General features: G+C 46.8%; 13 protein-coding genes. 3 read left to right on the forward strand and 10 right to left on the reverse strand.

All coding sequences use genetic code 11. The features are described from left to right. Positions 1 to 183: 183 nt before the first annotated feature. Genes H6G50_RS02140 through H6G50_RS24525 form a run of 3 tightly spaced genes read left to right on the forward strand, consistent with a single transcriptional unit; the run spans position 184 to position 2,380 of the window. A complete protein-coding gene (locus H6G50_RS02140; protein ID WP_190712790.1) occupies positions 184 to 1,866 on the forward strand; it encodes a tetratricopeptide repeat protein in 1,683 nt (560 codons plus the stop codon). Further along, positions 1,863 to 2,240 carry a phage tail assembly protein gene (locus tag H6G50_RS02145; RefSeq protein ID WP_190712792.1) on the forward strand — a complete coding sequence of 126 codons (378 nt, stop codon included), beginning with the start codon at positions 1,863 to 1,865 and terminating at the stop codon, positions 2,238 to 2,240. Before H6G50_RS02140 ends, H6G50_RS02145 begins: the two co-directional genes overlap by 4 nt. 50 nt (positions 2,241 to 2,290) lie before the next feature. Then, entirely contained in the window at positions 2,291 to 2,380 is a 90-nt protein-coding gene (locus H6G50_RS24525; protein WP_347239858.1) for a hypothetical protein, read from the forward strand. Between the two features lie 204 nt (positions 2,381 to 2,584). Here the strand turns inward: H6G50_RS24525 and H6G50_RS02150 are convergent, their stop codons facing one another. The 10 genes from H6G50_RS02150 to H6G50_RS02200 form a co-directional block, all read right to left on the reverse strand. Then, positions 2,585 to 3,730, reverse strand: a complete 1,146-nt coding sequence (locus H6G50_RS02150; RefSeq protein ID WP_190712794.1) for a YbjN domain-containing protein — start codon at positions 3,728 to 3,730, stop codon at positions 2,585 to 2,587. Positions 3,731 to 3,891: 161 nt separating this feature from the next. Continuing rightward, positions 3,892 to 4,281: a hypothetical protein gene (locus H6G50_RS02155; protein WP_190712796.1), complete on the reverse strand. Its 390-nt coding sequence runs from the start codon at positions 4,279 to 4,281 to the stop codon at positions 3,892 to 3,894. 20 nt (positions 4,282 to 4,301) lie between these two features. Continuing rightward, positions 4,302 to 8,975 carry a DUF4157 domain-containing protein gene (locus tag H6G50_RS23775; RefSeq protein ID WP_199302655.1) on the reverse strand — a complete coding sequence of 1,558 codons (4,674 nt, stop codon included), beginning with the start codon at positions 8,973 to 8,975 and terminating at the stop codon, positions 4,302 to 4,304. Between the two features lie 160 nt (positions 8,976 to 9,135). Further along, positions 9,136 to 11,178 carry an AAA family ATPase gene (locus H6G50_RS02165; RefSeq protein WP_190712798.1) on the reverse strand — a complete coding sequence of 681 codons (2,043 nt, stop codon included), beginning with the start codon at positions 11,176 to 11,178 and terminating at the stop codon, positions 9,136 to 9,138. Positions 11,179 to 11,251: 73 nt separating this feature from the next. Further along, on the reverse strand, positions 11,252 to 11,749 hold the full coding sequence (locus H6G50_RS02170) for a PAAR domain-containing protein (RefSeq protein ID WP_190712801.1): 498 nt from the start codon (positions 11,747 to 11,749) through the stop codon (positions 11,252 to 11,254). 146 nt (positions 11,750 to 11,895) lie between these two features. Further along, on the reverse strand, positions 11,896 to 13,626 hold the full coding sequence (locus H6G50_RS02175; RefSeq protein ID WP_190712802.1) for a VgrG-related protein: 1,731 nt from the start codon (positions 13,624 to 13,626) through the stop codon (positions 11,896 to 11,898). Further along, complete coding sequence (locus tag H6G50_RS02180) at positions 13,626 to 14,162, reverse strand: hypothetical protein (protein ID WP_190712804.1); 537 nt, start codon at positions 14,160 to 14,162, stop codon at positions 13,626 to 13,628. The genes H6G50_RS02175 and H6G50_RS02180 overlap by 1 nt, the downstream gene beginning before the upstream one ends. A 27-nt stretch (positions 14,163 to 14,189) precedes the next feature. Further along, complete coding sequence (locus tag H6G50_RS02185) at positions 14,190 to 17,336, reverse strand: hypothetical protein (RefSeq protein ID WP_190712806.1); 3,147 nt, start codon at positions 17,334 to 17,336, stop codon at positions 14,190 to 14,192. A gap of 48 nt (positions 17,337 to 17,384) precedes the next feature. Then, positions 17,385 to 17,918 carry a phage tail protein gene (locus tag H6G50_RS02190; protein ID WP_190712808.1) on the reverse strand — a complete coding sequence of 178 codons (534 nt, stop codon included), beginning with the start codon at positions 17,916 to 17,918 and terminating at the stop codon, positions 17,385 to 17,387. Positions 17,919 to 18,070: 152 nt separating this feature from the next. Next, positions 18,071 to 20,557 (reverse strand): hypothetical protein, encoded by a 2,487-nt coding sequence (locus tag H6G50_RS02200; protein WP_190712812.1) that lies wholly within the window; start codon positions 20,555 to 20,557, stop codon positions 18,071 to 18,073. Positions 20,558 to 20,561 lie beyond the last annotated feature (4 nt).

A 20,561-nucleotide genomic window follows, 5' to 3' on the forward strand; every position in this document is an offset into this window, starting at 1 on the left:
ATATGGACGGGCGCGTGAGGTTTAGGAATCCCCGCGCCTTTAGGTCGGGGAGGATGTCAATGAACTAGCCTACTTGCGAGCCGAGGGTCTTAGCGAACTCTTTTTAGAGTAGCCGAAGGAATCGACTCCAAGCAAGGCACGACTGGGCATCTTTTTCGGACTGGAGGACGAGGAGGAGGGACGATGGGGAAGCGGTGGATTTTAATCGTTATAAGCCTGAGTTCCGTCTTTTGGGGAGGGGCGGTTCGGGCGCAGGAAAATGGCGGCGAGGAGTTTAAGTACCCGAATCCGGCGTTTTGGGCGGAGCAGTGTTTGTTTTTGGGCGGGCAGAAGTTGTATGCTGAGGCGCTAAAGGCGTGCGAACGGGCGATCGCGCTCGCACCGGAGGAGGAAAACCGCGAACTCTGGCAAGCGCGCAGTTATTCGCTATTTCAACTGGAGCGCTACGCTGAGGCGGTGGTGTCTTACAATCAATTTCTGCGGTTGTCTCCCGAGGATTCTTTGGCTTGGACGAATCAATGTATTGCGCTGTATCGTTTGGAACGCTACGACAGCGCGATCGCGTCTTGCCAGCAGGCGCTATCGACGAATGGGAATTGGGGGATTGGCAGTCCGGTGCTGGCTTGGTATCATCGGGGACGCACGTTACAGGCGTTGGGCGGGCAGCAGCCAACGCAGGAGGGGGCGCTAAACTACTATCAGCAGGCGGTGGAATCTTACGATCGCGCCTTGGAATTGGCTCCGAACGATAGTTTGGCGGCGGCTGGACGTTGCGAGTTATTATCGGTGTTGGAGGCGGGAGGGGGCTGCAATATCGAAACTGCGATCGCGGCTTACGAAACGGCGGCAGCGCGATCGCCCCAAGATGTAGATTTGTGGAAAAATCAAGCCATTGCCCTAGAACGCCTCGGACGCGATGAAAAGGCGTTGGAGTCCTATATGCGCGCTTTAGCGATTCGTCCGACTTATTCGCTGCTTCTGGTTCAACAGTGCGCGGTACTCAATCGCCTCGGACAATATCAGGAGGCGCTGAAGGCGTGCGAGGCAGCGATTGCAGGGGATGGGGTTTGGGGCGATCGCAATCCGGCTTATGCTTGGAGTCAGAACAGTCGCGCCCAAATTGGTTTGGGGCAGTACGAAGCGGCGCTGGCGGCGGCGGAACGGGCGACGACAATCGATCCGAATTATTCGGAAGGGTGGAATAATCGAGGGGTGAGTTTGTGGTATTTGAATCGGTTGGAGGAGGCGTTGGCGGTAACGGAACGGGCGATCGCGCTGGTTCCCGATTCCGCGATCGCGCTGTTCAATCGCGGTAGAATTTTGAGTAGCTTGCAGCGCTATGCCGACGCGATCGCTTCCTACGATAGCGCGATCGCTGCCTACGACGTTCGTCCCACCGATCCCTTAAGCTGCCAAAACCTGAAGCCGGATGTTAAAGATATTCGCCAAGACGCGCGAGAAATGTGCGCTTCGCTCTGGAATCAAAAAGGAGTCGCCCACCTGCGGTTGAAGGAGTACCCCTTAGCGAAAACCTCGCTGCAAATGGCGGCGGCTATTTTGCCGGACTTTTTTGAAGCCTGGTACAATCTAGGGATTGCGTTAGCCTCCGCCAACGAAAACGAAGCCGCCCTAGAAGCCTACGCTCGCGCCGATCGCCTCCGCCCCAACCAACTGGATATTTTGCTGGCGAGAGGGGCGATTTTGGAGAAGCTGGAACGCTACGAAGACGCGATCGCGCTTTACGATGCTATTCTCGCGATCGCGCCCCAATCCACCGCAGCGCGCCAAGGACGAGCCAGAGTCAGCGAAATATGGCTCCAGCGAAAGCTTAAACCCCCTTCCCCTCCCCAAACCCCGCCGCCATGAACCCCACCGAATTCAACTTCACCCTTCCCAAAGGTTTAGTCGATGCCGACGGACACCTCCATCGCCACGGAACCATGCGCTTAACCACGGCAAAAGACGAGTTATTCGTGCAACGGGACTATCGCGCGCGCGAAATTCCCGGTTACGGGTTTTTGCTCCTCCTCTCGCGCACCATCTCCCGTTTGGGCAATTTAACCGCCCTTCCCCCCGAACTATTAGAAGAACTATTTACCCTCGATATCGCCTATTTGCGAGAGTTTTATAACCGCATCAACCAGCAAGGAACCGCCGCAGTTCCGGCGCGCTGTCCTCAGTGTAATTGTACCTTTAGTACGGAGTTAATTTTAGCGGGGGAGCCGCAAGCTACCCCCTAGAAAACTTGCAGGAGGAGGTAGCTTGTATCGCGTACAACTTTCACTGGTCTTTGGAAGAAATTCTCAGCTTAGACCATTCTAGTCGGCGCATTTGGGTGCTAGAAATTAATAAATTGAGAGACAACTCTGTCGGGGCATAGCAATGCTGGTTGGTGTCAACTTAAGCAACCAGCCAGTAGAGTGCGTTAGCGGAGCGTAACGCACCATTCTTCTAACCGGGAATTGAGGGGAGTATAATATAGCGATCGCCAAGGCAGTTAGGACAAATTTTGGTAGGGGCGAATGGCATTTGCCCAGTCAGTGTACCCCATCCAATTGAAAATTTCTATACCTTATAATTAACCCTAATTTTCCAATTCTCTCCCTTCAATCCGCGCTATTGCCTCCTTCGCTTCCACCTCTCCTTCAATCACAGATCGAATTCCGGGCAAATATTCATCCATCATCATCACATTGGTATAAACCAACTGTTTTATCTGAGAAAAAGTTAAGGTAGAATCTTCTACATCTATGCTAGTTTTGTAGCGAATTTCCCCATCATTAAAATCGAGTTCAAAATTGCCGATAATTGTGCCATAGTTTGCCCTAGCAATAAACTCTGCCATATCGAGTCGCCTATCTTCTGGTGCGTTAACTGGGCAAATTGAGTAAAATACAAATTGCTCTTGTTCTTCTCTTACTCTTGCAGAACAATTCCATTTGCCGCTTTCACCTTGGAATGCGGTCAGTAAGACTGCCTCTCCTTGAATCTTGGTATAATGCCAGTCGTCTTTTGTGAAGAAGCCAACTATTTCTTCCAAAATTCGTCCACTTGTAAAGAGATTTTGCTTAAACTCCTCTACTTTCTTATCCAAATTGACATCCGTTAATTCATTAAATAAATTGGTCATTCCCTCAAGCATTTGGGAAGTGGCTTTCTGTGTAACTTCAGATAAATTAGCCTCTGTCCAATCTCTGAAGAAGTGAACAATCGCCTCAGAAATTTCTTCGTTTGAGTCTGAAGTAGCGGCTCGAGCAAGAGCGGTTGGACTAATATAATCCCAGAGGGTGCGGTAGCCCGTCTCGCCTGATTCCTGTAGCTGTTTTACGGACAGTGCTAACCAATTTTCAGTAAATAGCAACGGGTCATCGGGTTGTTCTTGGCTTAGATTCAGGATGTAAGTTACAGCCTCATCAATATTTGCAGTGTGTCCTGCTAGGCGCGGCAGCAAATCGGGCTTTAAAGTGGTTTCGATTTTGATATCGGGTTCTGGTAGAAATCCCCCAGACGAGAGGGGGTTACGCACTTCCTGCTTGAGATTAAATAATGCTTCTGTGTCGATGCGCTGGTAGAGTTCGGGGTTGACTTGGAAAGTGAGACGACATTCGATGAGTTCGTCGTCTTGTTTGGTTAGGGCTAGGGTGACGGCGTGGATGGGTAGGGGGGATTGAGTCCGATCGAGTAGCGTTAATTCGCTACCCAGTTGATAATTTTCAGTTTTCGTGGTCATGCCGAGTTAGCGCTAGACTGATAGCTTTTTGTTTTTGGTAAGGCTATACAATATTGCTCTGTAGTTACAAATCTAATTGCCTGTTATTCCCTCAATCACAACAATTTATTCCTAGTTCATAATTTAATTACATCAAGAAAGTTTGAGGAAATTAAGAGCAGTCAATCGGAGAAAGATAAGCCTGCCTCTTGATGTAATTCTTTCAAATCAGCTACATACCAATCCCCTTCGTCAGATTTTTTTAAGACACCAAGGATATATTGATTTATGCTAATTGTTTGAAAATCATCTTCCCAGATTGCATCTAAGTCCCCTTTCAACATCCCCATCAAAAGATAATTATGCACCCCATCTCCCGATGCTTCAGGATCACAGCTCAATGTAATCCATAATCCTAAAGCTGTTGCTTCCAAAGCTTCATCCCCATCAAAAAAGTTTGAATATGATGTTGTAAATCGACATTGTAGAGTTTTTTCTACTCTTTCCTTTATCTCTGATAAACTTGCACGTGTATTGATACGAACTTGAAAGCTTAATTGTGGATAAGTCATATCAACAATACTCCTTAACTTTAATCCTTAGCGGGTGGTTTTATCTTTAGGGAATTTCCTCTTGAGGGAGGAAGACCAAGATTCTCAACCTCTTGCTTATCCTTTCGACTAGTAAAATCGGCATTTCTCGGACTGCGTATCACAACATTAAATTTCCACTCTTGACCCCCAGTATCTCTGTTTCCAGCGATATCGGCTAGCACCGTGCGCATATCCTTAATGATCTGCCGTACCTCTGGAATTTTGCTGCCAATAATTTTTCCACGTACAGCAGCATCTTGTTGTCCAGTAAGTCTAAGTCCTTTTCTGTAAAGCGTCTCACTGACAACATAAGCATCTATGTCAAAATCTGTAGGATTAAACAAATAACGTTCTCCATTCTTCGCACGCTTTTCCGGGTTCATCTTGACCCCTGTAGCCAAACTTCCCCTAATCTTAACTTCAGCGTTAGGATCTAATGCTATAAACTGGGGAACAAATTTTTGCATTGCATTATGTACTTCTTCCTGCTTAGCTTTCCAGGCTTTTTCCCAGCCTTCATTTGCCTGCGATAGAGTTATGTCGGGAGTTTTATTTTCGGGGTTGACCTTGCCTTCTACATGATATGTGGTATCGCCAGTCTTCACTAATTCAAGTGAAGTAAGTTTATACTCCGATTGAATAGCAGGTAATTTTGCCTTGATGGTATCAGGCGTGGCATCGTTTTCTCGCATTAGTTGAGTTGACTTGTTCAAAGCCTTTTCAAGATCAGCTTCCTTCTCCTTCTTGGTTCGCTCGTCCGGCTTACCATCTTTACCCTTCTTATCCTTCCCAAACCCAAGCTTACCGCCAATCTTCTTGGCAAACTTCACTGCCTGAGAAATCAACCAATCGATCGCCTTATCAATCGGCGATCGCACCTTCTTAATAATTCCCCCAATCTTCTCGCTGATGCCGCCTAAGCCCAACAGACTCGCCATAAAGCTGATAACCACTGGCAGCGCTGTACCTAGGGCATTCTCAATCAACTTCGCTGCACCACCAACAGCACCCGACGCGATCGCTGCTACCGAATCCGTAACCGCACTGACCAACTCGGCAATCTGACTGCCACGCTCAATGAAGAACATGATAATGTCATAAATCGCCTTACACGCCCTGACAAAAGCACTAGCCGGGTTCAACAAACTCAGAACCCACATCACCCCAGCCTTAATCACACTCTCAACCACAAAGGTCTGGATACTGTCAATCACCATCGCCTTCAGATCGCCAATCTTATCCTGGACGAACTTCCACAGACCCTCTATGCCTTCATTCTTCAAGATGACGAACATCTCAAAGCTTGTCTCTAAAACCCTAAAAATCTTCTCTCCGTTCTTGCCCAATGCCTTGACAACTCGTGATTTAATCGCTTCATAAACCACACCCAAAACTTGCATTACCAAATTAAAAATGCCCTTGAGGTCAAAATTTTCGGGCATTGTAATGCCAGCCCCCGCTAAAGCCCCCGTTAGGAAAGCCAGCATCCCCTTCTTCAGATGCTGCCAAATGTTGCCAGCAAAGTTCTGGAAGCCTTGCTTGATTCCCGAAATCAGATTCCCTAAGAAACCAATTGGGTCTTTGATAATCTTGTCAATAGCACCCGCTGCTTTAGACAGCACGCCCATCAACAGGTTCTTCATTTCTAAGATGGTTTTGATGACCCCACCCATTGAGTCCATCGCTTTGTCTACCAGACCGCGATTGGCTGCCTTCATTTCAGTGATACGGGCATCCAGCGCTTGCAGATTCTCGTTGTACTTCTGCGCTAGCGAGTCAATCAACTCATTTTGCTTGTTATCGACACTTTGCCCTAACTCATCAAACTTACCCTGAATATTCTGTGCGGCTTCTTGCCCGACTTGCCGCAGCGATGGGTCTAAAGAAGCAACGTATTGCTGGATTTCTTGCTTGCCCTTGGCAATTTCAGCTTTCGCTGCATTCAGCTTGCTAGCAACATGGTTAGCAATCTTGTCAATGGTTTGACTCATGTTGGCAAGAAACTGAATCTTGCCTTTCTCGTAGAAGGCGTTTACATCGCTAGGCAGTGACAAAAATAGGTCTCTCACCCATCTTGCCGCGCCATCTAAACCGCTATAACGCTCGTCTTTATAGCTCTTCATCTGCTGGGCAACATCATTCTCAAACTGCGTCTTCGCAGCAGCAGCACCCGAGTCGAACTGTTGATTGACTTCTCCATCCAGTTGACTGAGTAGGGTTTCGACCTTCTGCTTCGTATTGTTGTAAATTCCTTGAATGTTGCTAGCCACCTCAGAGCGTTTTTGCTCGTCTTGCCCCTTAGTGTTCGTCTGAAGCCCAAGAACCTGAGTTAACAGTTGTGCCTTCTCGCCGTGCATTCCCTGCAACTGAGTTTGCGCCGTCGTCTGAGCTTGAGCTTGTGCCTGGGTAACGATTCCCTGCTCTTGCTGGCGATAGGCGCTTGGCGCTGTATTGGCGTTAGTTTGGGCGGTTGTCTTAGTTTCTAATGCCGTCTGGAATTGCGGTTCGTTGGACTTTGCCAGTTGTTCGTCGGTAACGTCGGCATCTGCCATCTGCTTGTCGATGGATTTGCTACCTTCTTGCAGAGAAACCTCAGATTCCGACTTCGGCTTCGGGGCTGCTCGCTCGGCACCAATATCAGACGGTGCTTTACCTGTTTGTTGCGGCGGGAGTGGGGTAACGGGTTTGGGCGCAATTCCGCTAGTATCCGGCTGTTCCTTCGTTTTCTCTTCGATGGGGTTCGCGGCTTGCTTCTTCTCTTCTCCAACTTGGGAGGACAAGTCACCTTTGACCGCATCGAGTTTATTTTGGTCTTTGAAATTGTCCGCTTGTTCCAAAGTTTGAGGAGTCGCAGCAGCGATTCTTGCCATCAGCGCCGCTTTGAAAGCACCAGCATTGAATTGTCCGGGCGGCTGCTGGTTCATCTCCTGAACCTGCTTGTCCTGAGCTTGGCTTTCTATCTCATTGGCTGGAGATACGGCGGCAGCTTGTGCCTCTGCTGATTTAGCCCCTGCTGGAGGATGATTTTTTTCCTGAGTCGCGACGCTCTTACTGCTATTGACTACCGCCTGAAAGCCCGGATCGCTTTGAGCAGCCAGGGGTGAATTTCCGCCCCCTCCACCGACTGCCCCTCCAGCAGCACCGCTGGATAATGCCCCAGCCCCACTACCCCCAGCGGGTGCTGTTGGCCCACCATTCCCGCCACCTGCTGCTGGTTTCTGGGCCGTTTTAACTTGCGTTCCTCCTGATGTTGTGCCTGCTGTCGGTGCGGAAGCAATAGCCCCAGGCGAAGGTGCTGCTGCCTTCACTGCTGCTGGCTGTTCTTGAGGATTTTCCTTCCGCTGTATCTTGGGTTGCAAGACAGGCAACAAGCTCAAATCTGCTTTCGCTTGCAGTTTGTTGTCCTTTTTATCCCCCTTCATAACTGATTTAGTCCGAACCGCACCACCCTGCTGTACGGTATGCGTCAACTCATGCGCCGTTAACTCATTCTTACCTGGCGACTTCCCTGCCCCATAGTAAATATCGCTACCATGAGCAAACGCCTGCGCCCCCAACTCCTTATTCATCTGCACTGCTTCGGAGCCAGTATGCACCCGCACGTTGCTAAAATCAGCCCCAAAGCGCGGCTCCATGAAACTCCGCACTTCATTGGGTAAAGGACTCTCCCCACCCTTAGAACCGGCGAGACGACTTTCGAGGCTGGCATTCGCTCCGTTACTGCCTTCAGATGCTTGTTGCCCCCCAGACTTCATCTGAATATCCTCTTCTTCCCCCCCCGAAGAGCGTTGTACCAGTGGCGTGATGGAATTTGCCAGCGGTTGCATCTGGACTGCCTCTGCTCCTTCTGTCCCCTCCTCCGTCTGACGTTGAATCGGTTGCTGGATAGCGGAATCCGGCATCGCCATCACTTTCGACGCTGTACTGTCCGCTTCTTGCTCGTATTTATCTCCCCGCGTACCGATGCTTAGTTTAGGTTGAATGCTCTCAGGAGTCTCGGATTTCTGAACCGTTTCTTCGCTTTCGCTCTCTGGAGTCTCGGATTTCTGAACTGTTCCTTCGCTCTCGCTCTCTGGAGTAGCGGATTTTTGAACCGTTTCTTCGCTTTCGCTCTCTGGAGTCTCGGATTTTTGAACCGTTTCTTCGCTCTCGCTCTCTGGGGTAGCGGATTTTTGAACTGTCTCTTCAGTTTCGCTCTCTGGAGTTGCAGATTTTTGAACTGTCTCTTCAGTTTCGCTTTCAGGAGCCTCGGATTTCTGAACCGTTTCTTCGCTCTCACTCTCTGGGGTAGCGGATTTTTGAACCGTTTCTTCGCTTTCAGGAGCCTCGGATTTCTGAACGGTTTCTTCGCTCTCACTCTCTGGAGTAGCGGATTTTTGAACTGTCTCTTCAGTTTTGCTTTCAGGAGTTGCAGATTTCTGAACCGTTTCTTCAGCTTCGCTTTCAGGAACAGCAGATTTTCGGCGTAAGGCTTTCAGGCGTTCGGCATCTGGAGGCAACCCCAGCCCTCCCAAATCGGCACTCCAAGAACGCGCGCCCGCCGATCGCTTGGCATCTTGGGGCCATTCCGACTCTCCAACTTCGGGTTCCCAAGCGCGCCCGCCCGATGAAGAACGTTTTGAGACGAAGTTTTGGGCGGGAAAACCTTTTTTCTGGAGCGCTCTTTCTGTCATGGTCGATACCAAGAACCTTGCCAATCTTAAGTTTACTTCTTTCCCAAGAATCAGCCACTAAAATTCAAGAAATTTAACCCCTAAAAACTCTCCCCTCCCCAACTTTGCTCGAATTGAGCGCCACACCACGCCAAACCCAAATAATTGCTCTTTAACCTCTCTACTGCGAACCTTCCGTCACGCTCGTCGGTAACTCCACCCAGCCCCGAATTTCCGCATCCGTCAGCGGTCGCTCCAACTTCACATACTCGCTTTGCGTCGCCCGCAACAACCGCTCCATCGTCACCGCCCCGCCCTCCTGCGCTGCTAAAAATGCCGCATTCAGCGCAATATTGCGAATATTTCCGCCCGCCACATTCAACTTCGCCAACCTTTGATAATTCAGGTTCTCCGTCGGCAAATCTTTAGGGAAAATTCGTTCCCAAATTTGGCGGCGCTGGCTATTATCGGGAAAAGCAAATTTAACAATAAAACGAAGGCGGCGCAAAAAGGCAAAATCAATCGAATCTTTCAAGTTCGTCGTCAAAATCGCCAACCCTCGATAAGCCTCCATGCGTTGCAACAAGTAACTGACCTCCATATTGGCATAGCGATCGTTGCTGTCTTTCACATCGCTGCGCTTGCTAAACAAAGCGTCCGCTTCATCAAACAGCAGGACAACTCCCCCCATTTCCGCCGCATCAAACACTCGCCGCAAATTTTTCTCCGTTTCCCCAATATATTTACTAACGACCGCACTGAGGTCGATGCGATAGAGGTCGAGTTGCAACGCTCCAGCGATGACCTCCGCCGCCATTGTCTTTCCCGTCCCGCTTGCCCCCGCAAAAAGAGCGCTAATCCCCAAGCCCCGCTGACTCTTGCTCCGAAATCCCCAACGTTCGTAAACTCGGGCGCGCTGGCGGACGTGGGCTACAATTTCCTCCAAGGTCTGGCGTTGCATTTCCGGGAGTACCAAATCTTCCCAGGTGGCTACCGTCGCGATGGATTGTGCGAGTTCGTCGAGTTGGGGGCGGGCTTGGCGGCGACAGGTATCCCAAAGCCGATCGCTGACGGAGAGTTCCCCCGCAGAACTCGTTGCATCAAGGCTTCCGAGCAGACTAGCACTCGCCGCTTGAATCGTAGGCGGCGCGAGGTCGAACTGAGAAACGAGGGTTTCAACAAAGCCGTTGAGCGCAAAAGCTTGCTCTCCCAAGGCTTGATTCCAGAGCGCAACTTGTTCCCCAGGCGTAGGTTTAGAGACATCGAAGGTGATAGTCGGTCGATGGGAGGAAACAGCACGTTCTCTGGCGATGACGAAGATGGGGGTAGAAAGTTGGCTCGGAAAAAGCGCGAGCGGATTGGCTTTTCCCATCTCGCTTGCCACGAATTCATCGGCATCCAGTAACAAAGCCAATTGCTTGCTGCGAGCTTCTCGTTCCCACAGCTTGACGATTTGCGGCAGGTTAGAAGGATTCGCTAACAGCGCTGCACCCGAGAGGGCATACAACTTCAAACCGAGTTGCTCGCAGGCAGAAGAGGCAATCTCGCGATTGCTGCTTCGGTCTTGCCCGCAAAGTTGGACGATGGGAAAAGGAAGCCTGCGCTCTCTTTGACCCCACAGCGCTACGACTTGGCTCGCAAGCTGTCGATGGGACTCCGCACCCAATTGGACAGGTTCTACGGGAGCGACGAGCGGGATGAGTTCCTCGTCTAAACTGGAAGTTCCTCGTAAGTAGTGCAGCGTCCACTCGTTAATCCGCAAAGGAGAGTGAATTAAAGTATGTCCTCCCTTAAGTTCGATGAAGTTCCACTGACGCAAAGGCGCTTCGGGAGAGAAAGCTTGCCAATCGGGTTGAGAACTGAGATTGAACGCTAAATCCCAAGTGGGATAAGCCAGTTGCAGCATTCCAGCACTAGCGCATAAAGTTCCCCAGTCTACGTCCCACTCCATCCCCAAACATAAAATCAATACGTCTTTTTCAAACGGGGAGAGGTTGAAGGTAGAGGCGAGTTGTTCGAGGGCGGGCGTTGCGGAGCTTGTTGTCTGGAGAGCTTCCCAGTGGGGCTTGAGGTCGGGAAATTCGGGGAGAGGTTGACCTTGAACGCGAGCGGCGCGAGCTAACAGTCGCTGGCGCATTTCGATGATAGCTAACTCTAAATACTCGAAGTTTTCTCTTTGCCAGGTTGAATTCTGGATTTCCTTGATTGCTTCTCGTCTCTCCATCTCCCTATTCCCTGGTACGCTGAGCCTTAGTCGAAGCGCTGTCTCCCCCTCGCCCCATCTCCCCCTATCCCCACTAGCCCCCAATCAATACGGTCGGGCAGCCTGCTGTAATGGTATTTGGTGGCCCAACTGCTTCGACAATGGTATCTCCGGCGCGACAAGCTGGAAGCCCATTAATCAAAACTGTCGTACTCCCATTAATGACAACGCCAGGACCATGCACGGGAAGAGGCAAAGGTGTCGCGCAATTATGAATATCGGCTCCACCAGCACTGCTTAGAATGGTACTGCTCATTGTTGCAGCAGCCGTTGCTTTGGTTGTTTCTTCCGCTGTTTTAGCTGCTGGCAATCCCGGCGTTCCTACGGCGGCTAGGGTAGAAGCTTCGGCAGCTAGAATCGCTGCGTCGCTCGTTCGCCTTGCCGCTTGGATTGCCCCGGCTGAGGCTAAAGGAATTCCCCGCCAAGCCGGTAAATTGCCGATGAGGACATTCGGGCTACCCGGCCCTCCGGTTAGTACGGGTGGGAGGGGATGGGCTACAGGGTCAGTTATTCTGGCGGCTGGTCTGCTCATAAGCTGTTTGGGATTTAAATTGTGGTGTCGGACTGACGGGGGGATGGGGGACAGTTATCAGTCATCAGTCATCAGTTATCAGGGGAGAGGGGGTATTGAATATCTCCAAGTTAGATGCGTCTTAGCTTACAGAAATTCCTTAACCTTTAGTTGAGTTTAATCAAACTCCCTCGAATCGTAATGATGCCTGTAGCATTGATATCGAGATTGCCAGTAGAACTTATCGTAATGCTGCCATTACTATCATCTAAACGCAATCTGTGACCGCCCTGAGTTTCAATTTCGACAACTTTTTGACTGTCATTAATTCGTAATTTATGCCCCTCTGCGGTCTCAATATAAGCCCCTTTCTTACTCCCTCCTTTATCCTCTTCGACAAACTGGATTTTATGCCCGACGCGGGTTTGAAAAGTTCGCAAGCGCACCTTTCCATCTGTCACGTCATCGGCTACTCGATTGGGAGTACCATCTTTACCATTCCAAACTCCCCCTAAAATGTAGGGACGATGAATATCGCCGTGTTCAAAAGCAACTAACACTTCGTCATTCACTTCCGGCAAACAAGAAAAACCTCGTTCTTTTCCCGCCCCCATGCTAACCACCCTAGCCCAATGACTGGTATGATCTTCAGTCAAACTGGGAAACTTGACCTTAACTCTACCTAAGTTTTCCGGATCTTCGTTATCGGTAACAATCCCAATTAATAAAGTTTGTCCGGGAGTAAGATGAGTCGCTGGAGATAGCGTATTTAAGAGATTTCCGCCTCGCAAACCGCGCACGCTAAATTCAGTCGTATAAACTCGTTCTTGGAACGTATGGCGCGTATCCGTCACGTAATACTGACCGCTATATTTTCCCAAATCCTTAAGCTCTACTACTCGCCCCGGACGGATATCCGGATTCCCTTCTCCTTTAGCATCTGCCAAGATATACTGCCCTCCCACTTCATCGCAAATTGCTTGGGCCATAATATCTGCCTCTTTCGGAGAACAAACAGGGCGATCTACGACATATAATGTCGGACTTACGGGATTTTTAGTGAAAAACTTCGTACTGGTATCACTCCCTTTACCATTGTCGGTTTTAGTGATTAATTCTTCTGTTTTTCGAGAAGAGACAATTGCCCGCTTTTCTTTGTAATCCCAGGATCTGACTTCAACCTCCTTGACTTGTTCCGCACTTGACAACCGGACTCGAAAGTTATGGATATCTGTTAGCCATTTCAACTCTACGTTTTTGTCGGACTTGGGCTTTCTAAAGTACAACTTTCCATCTTGTACGAAGAGTTCAAAGCCAATCCGCGCTGCCCTCTCGCGCAGGAACTCCATACTCGTTTGGTTGCTTTGAAAAATATACTCGTAGGGACCTCCACTGGGGTCGATTTTACCAATCGGAATATCGACTTCTTCAGCAATTTTTTTGACAATATCGCTATCGGTCATATTTTGAAACGAACGATTCCAGCGTCCTCGATGGAGGCGATGAGAAACATCATAACCGCGAATAATAATCGGTGCTTGCGTTCGTTCGCTAAAGTGGGTTTCAAAAGCAGTAATTTCTCCTTCTATAACATTGCCTTCTTTATTTTCTTCAAAATCTTGAGATGCTGTAGTGCTGGCAACGAACCCAATCTTCACCTTTTTTCCCATTTCCAGCAAATCTTGGTGCTTCCAGGGTTTCTCGTTTACCTTTCCAGATTGATAGTCATTTTGAATCACTAAGGTAAACATGGCGGGTAAGTTCAGGCTTTCTTCAACAATCACTTGAAGAATATCTTCCATAAGTTCAGGAGGATTTTGTTTCCCATCAATAGTGATGCTGGGAAGAGCTTGGTAGTTTCCTTGTGTTTTGTTGAATGATAGAGTATTCTGGCTCATCACTTATTATTTCTTTTGTCAAAACTATCGTTCCGGCGATCGCGCATGACAGCCTTCATGCTATTATCGGGCTTAGGTGCTTCAGCTTCTTTAAGGGTCAGACTATCAATAACAGCCCGAACGGGGGTCCCATCGGGCAAGAAAAGAGTTAGTTTATAATTAAGCTTTTCGATAAAGCAAGATCGGAGATAAACTCTTTGTCCCCAAAAAAAAGTGTAGAGAGGAGGTCTTTGATTATCGCTTCCACCGCCTTCTTTTCCAACAAATTCGAGCGCTCTCTTAAATTTCTCTATGTGGTCTTTAACAACATCCCTTCCTACTTCATAAGTATCAAATACAATATTATTAATAGTAATCGTATAAGCTTTTACATGAGAAAAACTGACTTTAGGCTTTCCTGATTGCTGAGACCTTGCTCCCGCACTTTCCGAGGTTTCCATAACACCTTCAAAAACCAACTCAGAAGGATTGAACATAAATTCAATCGTAGGGATACCAGGATCGTTAGCTTTAAGAGTTGCTTTAGTGAGTGTCATTGGGTTTCAGAATTGATAGCGTTATTCTTACCAAGGCAAGCGCCCAGTATAAAGATTATTTTGGCGCTCTTTGTCGATCGCGAGTCGTTGCAGGAGAAAAGAATAAACTTCTCGGTTAAGTTCGTCCAAGATGCGGTCTAGGGAGTAAGGGCTATTTTCCGCATCAGTTTGAAGTCGTCCCGGTGCAGACGGTGAAGAATTTTCACGAGCTTGCGGCGGCAGCGCATGAGTCAGGTCGAGTGAGTCCAACCAAGGCAGGGAAGTTCCCGAAGCGCGTACCGCTACGCGAATTTCTGCGGGATCGCGGCGTTCTCTTTCCTGCTCTAATTGGAATTTTATACAACTGTAAACCTTCCGAGCTAAAAATTCCAACGTTTCTTCATCAACAGTCATATTTTTAGAAGTTTCCTGAGTTACAGGAATTGATGCGCTTGGAGTCGAGGGAGAATTAGCAAAATCGTCTTTACGATAAGATGAATTTGTAACGCTATGTAAAGTTGAACTTGGAGGAGAAGCAGCGCTTTCAATAGGTTGATAATCTTGATTAGCTGTAGCAGAGGAATCTGCGCCAAGCAGTTCTGAAATATTTGACCAATTCTTAGGAACCGTAGCTTCTGGGGCAGGAGGTTCTCTTAATAAATCAGCAATATTTGACCAAGATTGAGGAACTTTTACTGAAGTATTGAGGACTTCTTTGACAGAGTTATTCGATAGCGAAGAGGGAAGAGAAAGTCTATCCGAGTAAGGAATGAGAGGTTCTGTAAGTCCTAAAGGTTGGAGTTGAAGAACAGATTGAGGTTCGACTGCAAGTTCGAGCGAGGAAGTTTCTACCTGTCTTTGAACTAGGGCAGTTTCTGGTGCTGGTTCAACCGTTGGAGATTCGACTTGCTTTTGAAGGGGTGCGACATCTTCTGTCTGTTCGGAAGCAGTATTTTCTACCTGCTTTTGAACTAGGGTCGTTTCTGGTGTTGGTTCAACAATTGGAGGTTCGACTTGCCTTTGAACTAGGGCAATTTCTTGTGTTGGTTCAACCGTTGGAGATTCGACTTGCCTTTGAACTAGGGCAATTTCTTGTGTTGGTTCAACCGTTGGAGATTCGACTTGCCTTTGAACTAGGGTAGTTTCTGGTGCTGCTTCAACAATTGGAGGTTCGACTTGCTTTTGAACTAGGGCAGTTTCTGGTGTTGGTTCAACTGTTGGAGATTCGACTTGCCTTTGAATAGGCGAGACATCTTCTGTCTGTTCGGAAGCAGTATTTTCTACCTGCTTTTGAACTAGGGTCGTTTCTGGTGTTGGTTCAACCGTTGGAAATTCGACTTGCCTTTGAATAGGCGTAGTTTCTGGTGCTGGTTCAACAATTGGAGGTTCGACTTGCCTTTGAATAGGCGTGACATCTTCTGTCTGTTCGGAAGCGGTAGTTTCTGCTTGCCTTTGAACTAGGGTCGTTTCTGGTGCTGGTTCAACCGTTGGAGATTCGACTTGCCTTTGAATAGGCGTGACATCTTCTGTCTGTTCGGGAGCGGTATTTTCTACCTGCTTTTGAATAGGCGCTGTTTCTGGTGTTGGTTCAACCGTTGGAGATTCGACTTGCCTTTGAATAGGCGAGACATCTTCTGTCTGTTCAGAAGCAGTATTTTCTACCTGCTTTTGAATGGGTGCAGTTTCTGGTGTTGGTTCAACTGTTGGAGATTCGACTTGCTTTTGAATAGGCGCAGTTTCTTGTGCTGGTTCAACCGTTGGAGATTCGACTTGCCTTTGAATAGGCGAAACATCTTCTGTCTGTTCGGGAGCGGTATTTTCTACCTGCTTTTGAACTAGGGTAGTTTCTGGTGCTGCTTCAACCGTTGGAGGTTCGACTTGCTTTTGAATGGGTGCGACATCTTCTGTCTGTTCGGAAGCGGTATTTTCTATCTGCTTTTGAATAGGCACAGTTTCTGGTGTTGGTTCAACCGTTGGAAATTCGACTTGCCTTTGAATAGGTGTTGTTTCTGGTGCTGGTTCAACCGTTGGAGATTCGACTTGCCTTTGAATAGGCGAAACATCTTCTGTCTGTTCGGGAGCGGTATTTTCTACCTGCTTTTGAATAGGCGCTGTTTCTTTTGTTGGGGCTAAAGTCGGGGTTTCAACTTGCTTTTGAATGGGTGCAGTTTCTTGTGCTGGTTCAACCGTTGGAGATTCGACTTGCCTTTGAATAGGCGAGACATCTTCTGTCTGTTCGGGAGCGGTATTTTCTACCTGCTTTTGAATAGGCGCTGTTTCTTTTGTTGGGGCTAAAGTCGGGGTTTCAACTTGCTTTTGAATAGGCGTGACATCTTCTGTCTGTTCGGAAGCGGTATTTTCTACCTGCCTTTGAACTAGGGTAGTTTCTGGTGCTGCTTCAACCGTTGGAGGTTCAACTTGCTTTTGAATAGGCGAGACATCTTCTGTCTGTTCGGAAGCGGTATTTTCTACCTGCCTTTGAACTAGGGTAGTTTCTGGTGCTGCTTCAACCGTTGGAGGTTCGACTTGCCTTTGAATAGGCGAGACATCTTCTGTCTGTTCGGAAGCGGTATTTTCTACCTGCTTTTGAATAGGCGCTGTTTCTGGTGTTGGTTCAACCGTTGGAGGTTCGACTTGCTTTTGAATAGGCGAGACATCTTCTGTCTGTTCGGGAGCGGTAGTTTCTACCTGCCTTTGAATCGGTGATGTTTGTCGCTGTGTCCGAACAGATTCTTTTGATACCTCTCCAGAAAAAGCTGATGAAAGAAGGTTGGGGGATTGAGTCAATGGCTGGGAAAAACCCAGTGGCTCCAATTCAGAATAGTTTTGATTTACACCCGTCTTGTTACTGATGGTAACTGAAGAGTCTACTCTCTTCGCTTTACCGCTTTCTTCTGGTACAGTAGACTGCGGCGCTACTGAAAAGGTTGAAGGATCGCTGAAACCCTGCAAAACTTTCAACTCTTCAGGTATTCTCTCGATTGAATTTGGAAAGGCGAACTCCAGGGAATCGAAGGAGTTAGAACTTTGAGTATTTTCTGCTGAAGTTCCTAAAGGCTGTTTGTTTTGCCCTAAAGGAGAATTTGACTGTCCTAAAGGCTGTTGAGTGGATGGAGTCAGCGGTCTCCTAATCCCTAATGGAGAAGCAAGACTAACAAAAGTCTTTAAACCTAAATTTGGTAGTTTTTGAGTCATCACTGCTTCTCGTTATAAATCAGTAAATTGCTGAATTAAGTTTGAGTTTTACTCGATAAAATACCCAGATGAATGACGACCTGCTTTAAGTTCTATCGCGCCACCTCCTGAAGATTCTGATGATTTCAGTATCTTTAACCCTTCGTAGGCTAAAACTAACTCTTCAATGGCTACACTATTAGAGTTGGCTTGGAGTGCTGGAGCTTTCCAACCCACCGGAACTGCTCCCAAAAGCGTCCAACACTGCATTGTTTCACCTGCTTGATTAAAGAGCAAGATATTTACGTTACAGCGACGTTTGGGGGTTTGACTGAGAATGCCGCTAACCCAATCCCAAAAAATTAGGTCTTCTGTCATTCCTCGTTTTAGAGTTACATTTGAAAACTTGGCTTGCCCTAAGAGAATTCGCTGTTGGTCGTTAACTCCACCTTCAAATCTTGTCTCATGCTGAATTTCCACTCCTAAACCCGAGCATTCGCTAAAGGATGCTGTAATACTACTTTCTATTTCGACATAAAATCGATTTGAGGTTATATAATTAAGTTCGTGGGTTATTTTGCCGTTTTTTGAGTTATTTTCCATAGATTATTTCCTCAAGTTTCCAACGCGATCGCGCTGATTTTGTAAATCTTCTAGCATGAGTTGATAGACGCGATCGCACAACTTACGCAGTGAGATCGGATCTTTCAAAATTTGTTTAGCTAGTTTGGATATATTTTCTGAATTACTCATCGTTAATAACGCCGTAGTTCTCGCACTGGAATTAAACCCATTTCTCTGATTAAATACTGACCTTCATCCGTTTTTAGCATTTCTGCAAACTTTTTACCGGCTTCTGCTCCACTCCCTTTCTTTGGATAAACAACGGCTAGAGAATAAACTAAAGGAAATTCCCCCGACTCTAGGGCTGGGGTGTACGTTGGAAAATAGCTCCCTTTATCGTTACACAAATCTATTTGGGGCGTAATGGGTTTGTTATTGTTTTGGACGACAGATTGAAAAATACGCTCTCCCTCAAGGATGGCAAGAGGATAAACCGAACATTGAGCAAAAACGCTACTTAAAAATGTCAATGCAATACTTGTTTTTCCTTCGTTTTCAAAATCGCTAAGAATTCGTTCGAGTAACATATTTGTTGTTAAGTTTCTACTCTTTTTAACTATTTTAGAGTATTTATTTCTGAAACTTGTTACGTCCTGGTATGCGAGATTTGGAGTGGATTTTTTTTGCAAAAACTCTTCAAATAATTGTCTTATCTCTAAGTCATATACACCCGGAGAGAAATAGATATCTTTTATTTTTTGACCTGGGAGGGTATTACTTTTTTCAGTATAGAGCGATCGCAATTGTTCGCTGGATATTTTCCCTTGTAAAGATTGGGCAATACCTTTATCCCTTGTATAGGCGCTGAAAGCCACGACAGGAACGACAACATCATAAGCAATAACCTGCCGAGTGAGTTGATTTGGTAATTTTTCGCTGCTGCGAAGCAGGGCAAAATCAAGTTTATTTGAAATTAGGTCTTGAATAATTTTTGCTGTTGTGCGATCGCAATAATCTTTTGACTTTTTAGTTCTTTCCTTACTACACTGATAAATATACTGTTTGGAGAGAGTCGGATAACGTTGCTCGATCTCATCCTTTAAGGTCTTGCCATCAGGGTACTTTTTATAATTTGGCGGCTCTATCGGGAAAACTCCTGTTGTTTCCACGAAAAGATTATGCCAATGACTCCCTCGAACTGTTGCATATTTAACTTTTTGTTTCCCTTGACTTAAGCTAATCTTGCTGAAACAGCATTCGTAGCGATCGTCTTTTTGAACGGCCACTTGTTGTTCTGGCTTTTCAAAAATTTTTTCCCAGAAAAATTTCAGAAATAGTGCTATAAGCCCGATCGCACCCAGGAACAACAACAGTTTAAAAATAAAACGAAAGATTTTACGATCCGCTTCTCGATTTTCTTTTTTTTCTTCCGCTTCCTCTGGGAGAGAGACAATGGGTGTATCCTCGATAGTTCGGAGGTATTTCCGTGCCTCTTCAGCGCTGGAAAATGGCTCTTCTAAACCTAACAGCTTCCGAATAAAAAATTCTAATGGAGAAGGAGAAATTAACGCTATTTTATCTTCTATTGTCTGGAGATCGACAGCCCGACCAAAATCGCCATCTATTCTTCCTCTCGAAAGAAGATAAAGACATAAGTAACCTAAATCGATTAGGTCTTGTAATGTAGGATCGTCAAAAATAGGATTAAACTGATTTTGAGGAGTGGCACTCGAAAGGATAAGATTTTCCCATAACGCGAGATCTGCCAGGTACACGGAGAATGGTGTTTTACTGATAGGCTCTTGAGTACGATGAATAACAATTTTAATACTATCTGGAGTCAGATTTTTATGCGCTAAACTTGGCTTAAGATTGCCCCCAAAACGAAATTTATGATTGTGAATAAACCATAGCGTTTGCAAAATATCATCTAAAATTTTAATCGTTTGATGGAAAGTTATTGTTTCAGTTGCATTCAGCCATTCTCGAAGTGTTAGGCAATTTTCAAGAGGCTCGGAAACAAGATAACATCTTTTTTCCTGACGATCGACAATAATATCTTGAGGAACAATAATGCGAAATCTTTTCCCTTGTTCTTCACTAATATTTAAGTTTGATAAATCTTCAAATCTGTCAAGAGATTCTTCGACTTCGCGACCGCTCAAATTTTCTTTTAATAATAAATATTCTTTCAGTAAAACGATCCGTTCGCTTAAAGCTTGAACGGCTTGATAAATTCGTTTTTTTTGCCCTCCTTTATCTTCGAGAAGTGCTACAATTTCGTAACGCTTGCCTCGGCCCCCTCTAATTTCTTTCCCGATTTCTAACGGTTTTGTCTCCGTCAAATTCATGAAAGATGAATAAAAAGGTGAAGATATACCAGGATGAGAGCGGAGCAAGGGCTGTTCGGAAACAATCGGTTGTCCTGGAGAGACTCTATTGCTTTGAATAAATTCCTGAGACGATGGCGCTGTTACGGGCTGCGTTACGCTTGCTTCAGATTCTGGCGAAGCTAAATCTTGAGAGCGCTGTCCGAGTTTTGGAAATTCTGCTTTCTCATAGACATCTTGAGCTTTTCGTCGTCCCGTTTGCAATAAAATTTGGTCGGGATGACGAATAAACGTTATAACTTCTCTAACACGACTGCCAACGTGATTAACTACATCAGTGAGTCTCACAGGA

This window comes from Oscillatoria sp. FACHB-1406, from assembly GCF_014698145.1.
Lineage (GTDB): Bacteria > Cyanobacteriota > Cyanobacteriia > Cyanobacteriales > Spirulinaceae > FACHB-1406.

Coding starts and splice junctions, on each gene's coding strand:
- H6G50_RS02175 (WP_190712802.1), bottom strand. CDS start 13,626: ATGAGCCAGAATACTCTATCATTCAACAAAACACAAGGAAACTACCAA.
- H6G50_RS02145 (WP_190712792.1), top strand. CDS start 1,863: ATGAACCCCACCGAATTCAACTTCACCCTTCCCAAAGGTTTAGTCGAT.
- H6G50_RS02150 (WP_190712794.1), bottom strand. CDS start 3,730: ATGACCACGAAAACTGAAAATTATCAACTGGGTAGCGAATTAACGCTA.
- H6G50_RS02190 (WP_190712808.1), bottom strand. CDS start 17,918: ATGGAAAATAACTCAAAAAACGGCAAAATAACCCACGAACTTAATTAT.
- H6G50_RS23775 (WP_199302655.1), bottom strand. CDS start 8,975: ATGACAGAAAGAGCGCTCCAGAAAAAAGGTTTTCCCGCCCAAAACTTC.
- H6G50_RS02155 (WP_190712796.1), bottom strand. CDS start 4,281: ATGACTTATCCACAATTAAGCTTTCAAGTTCGTATCAATACACGTGCA.
- H6G50_RS02180 (WP_190712804.1), bottom strand. CDS start 14,162: ATGACACTCACTAAAGCAACTCTTAAAGCTAACGATCCTGGTATCCCT.
- H6G50_RS02170 (WP_190712801.1), bottom strand. CDS start 11,749: ATGAGCAGACCAGCCGCCAGAATAACTGACCCTGTAGCCCATCCCCTC.
- H6G50_RS02165 (WP_190712798.1), bottom strand. CDS start 11,178: ATGGAGAGACGAGAAGCAATCAAGGAAATCCAGAATTCAACCTGGCAA.
- H6G50_RS02140 (WP_190712790.1), top strand. CDS start 184: ATGGGGAAGCGGTGGATTTTAATCGTTATAAGCCTGAGTTCCGTCTTT.
- H6G50_RS02185 (WP_190712806.1), bottom strand. CDS start 17,336: ATGACTCAAAAACTACCAAATTTAGGTTTAAAGACTTTTGTTAGTCTT.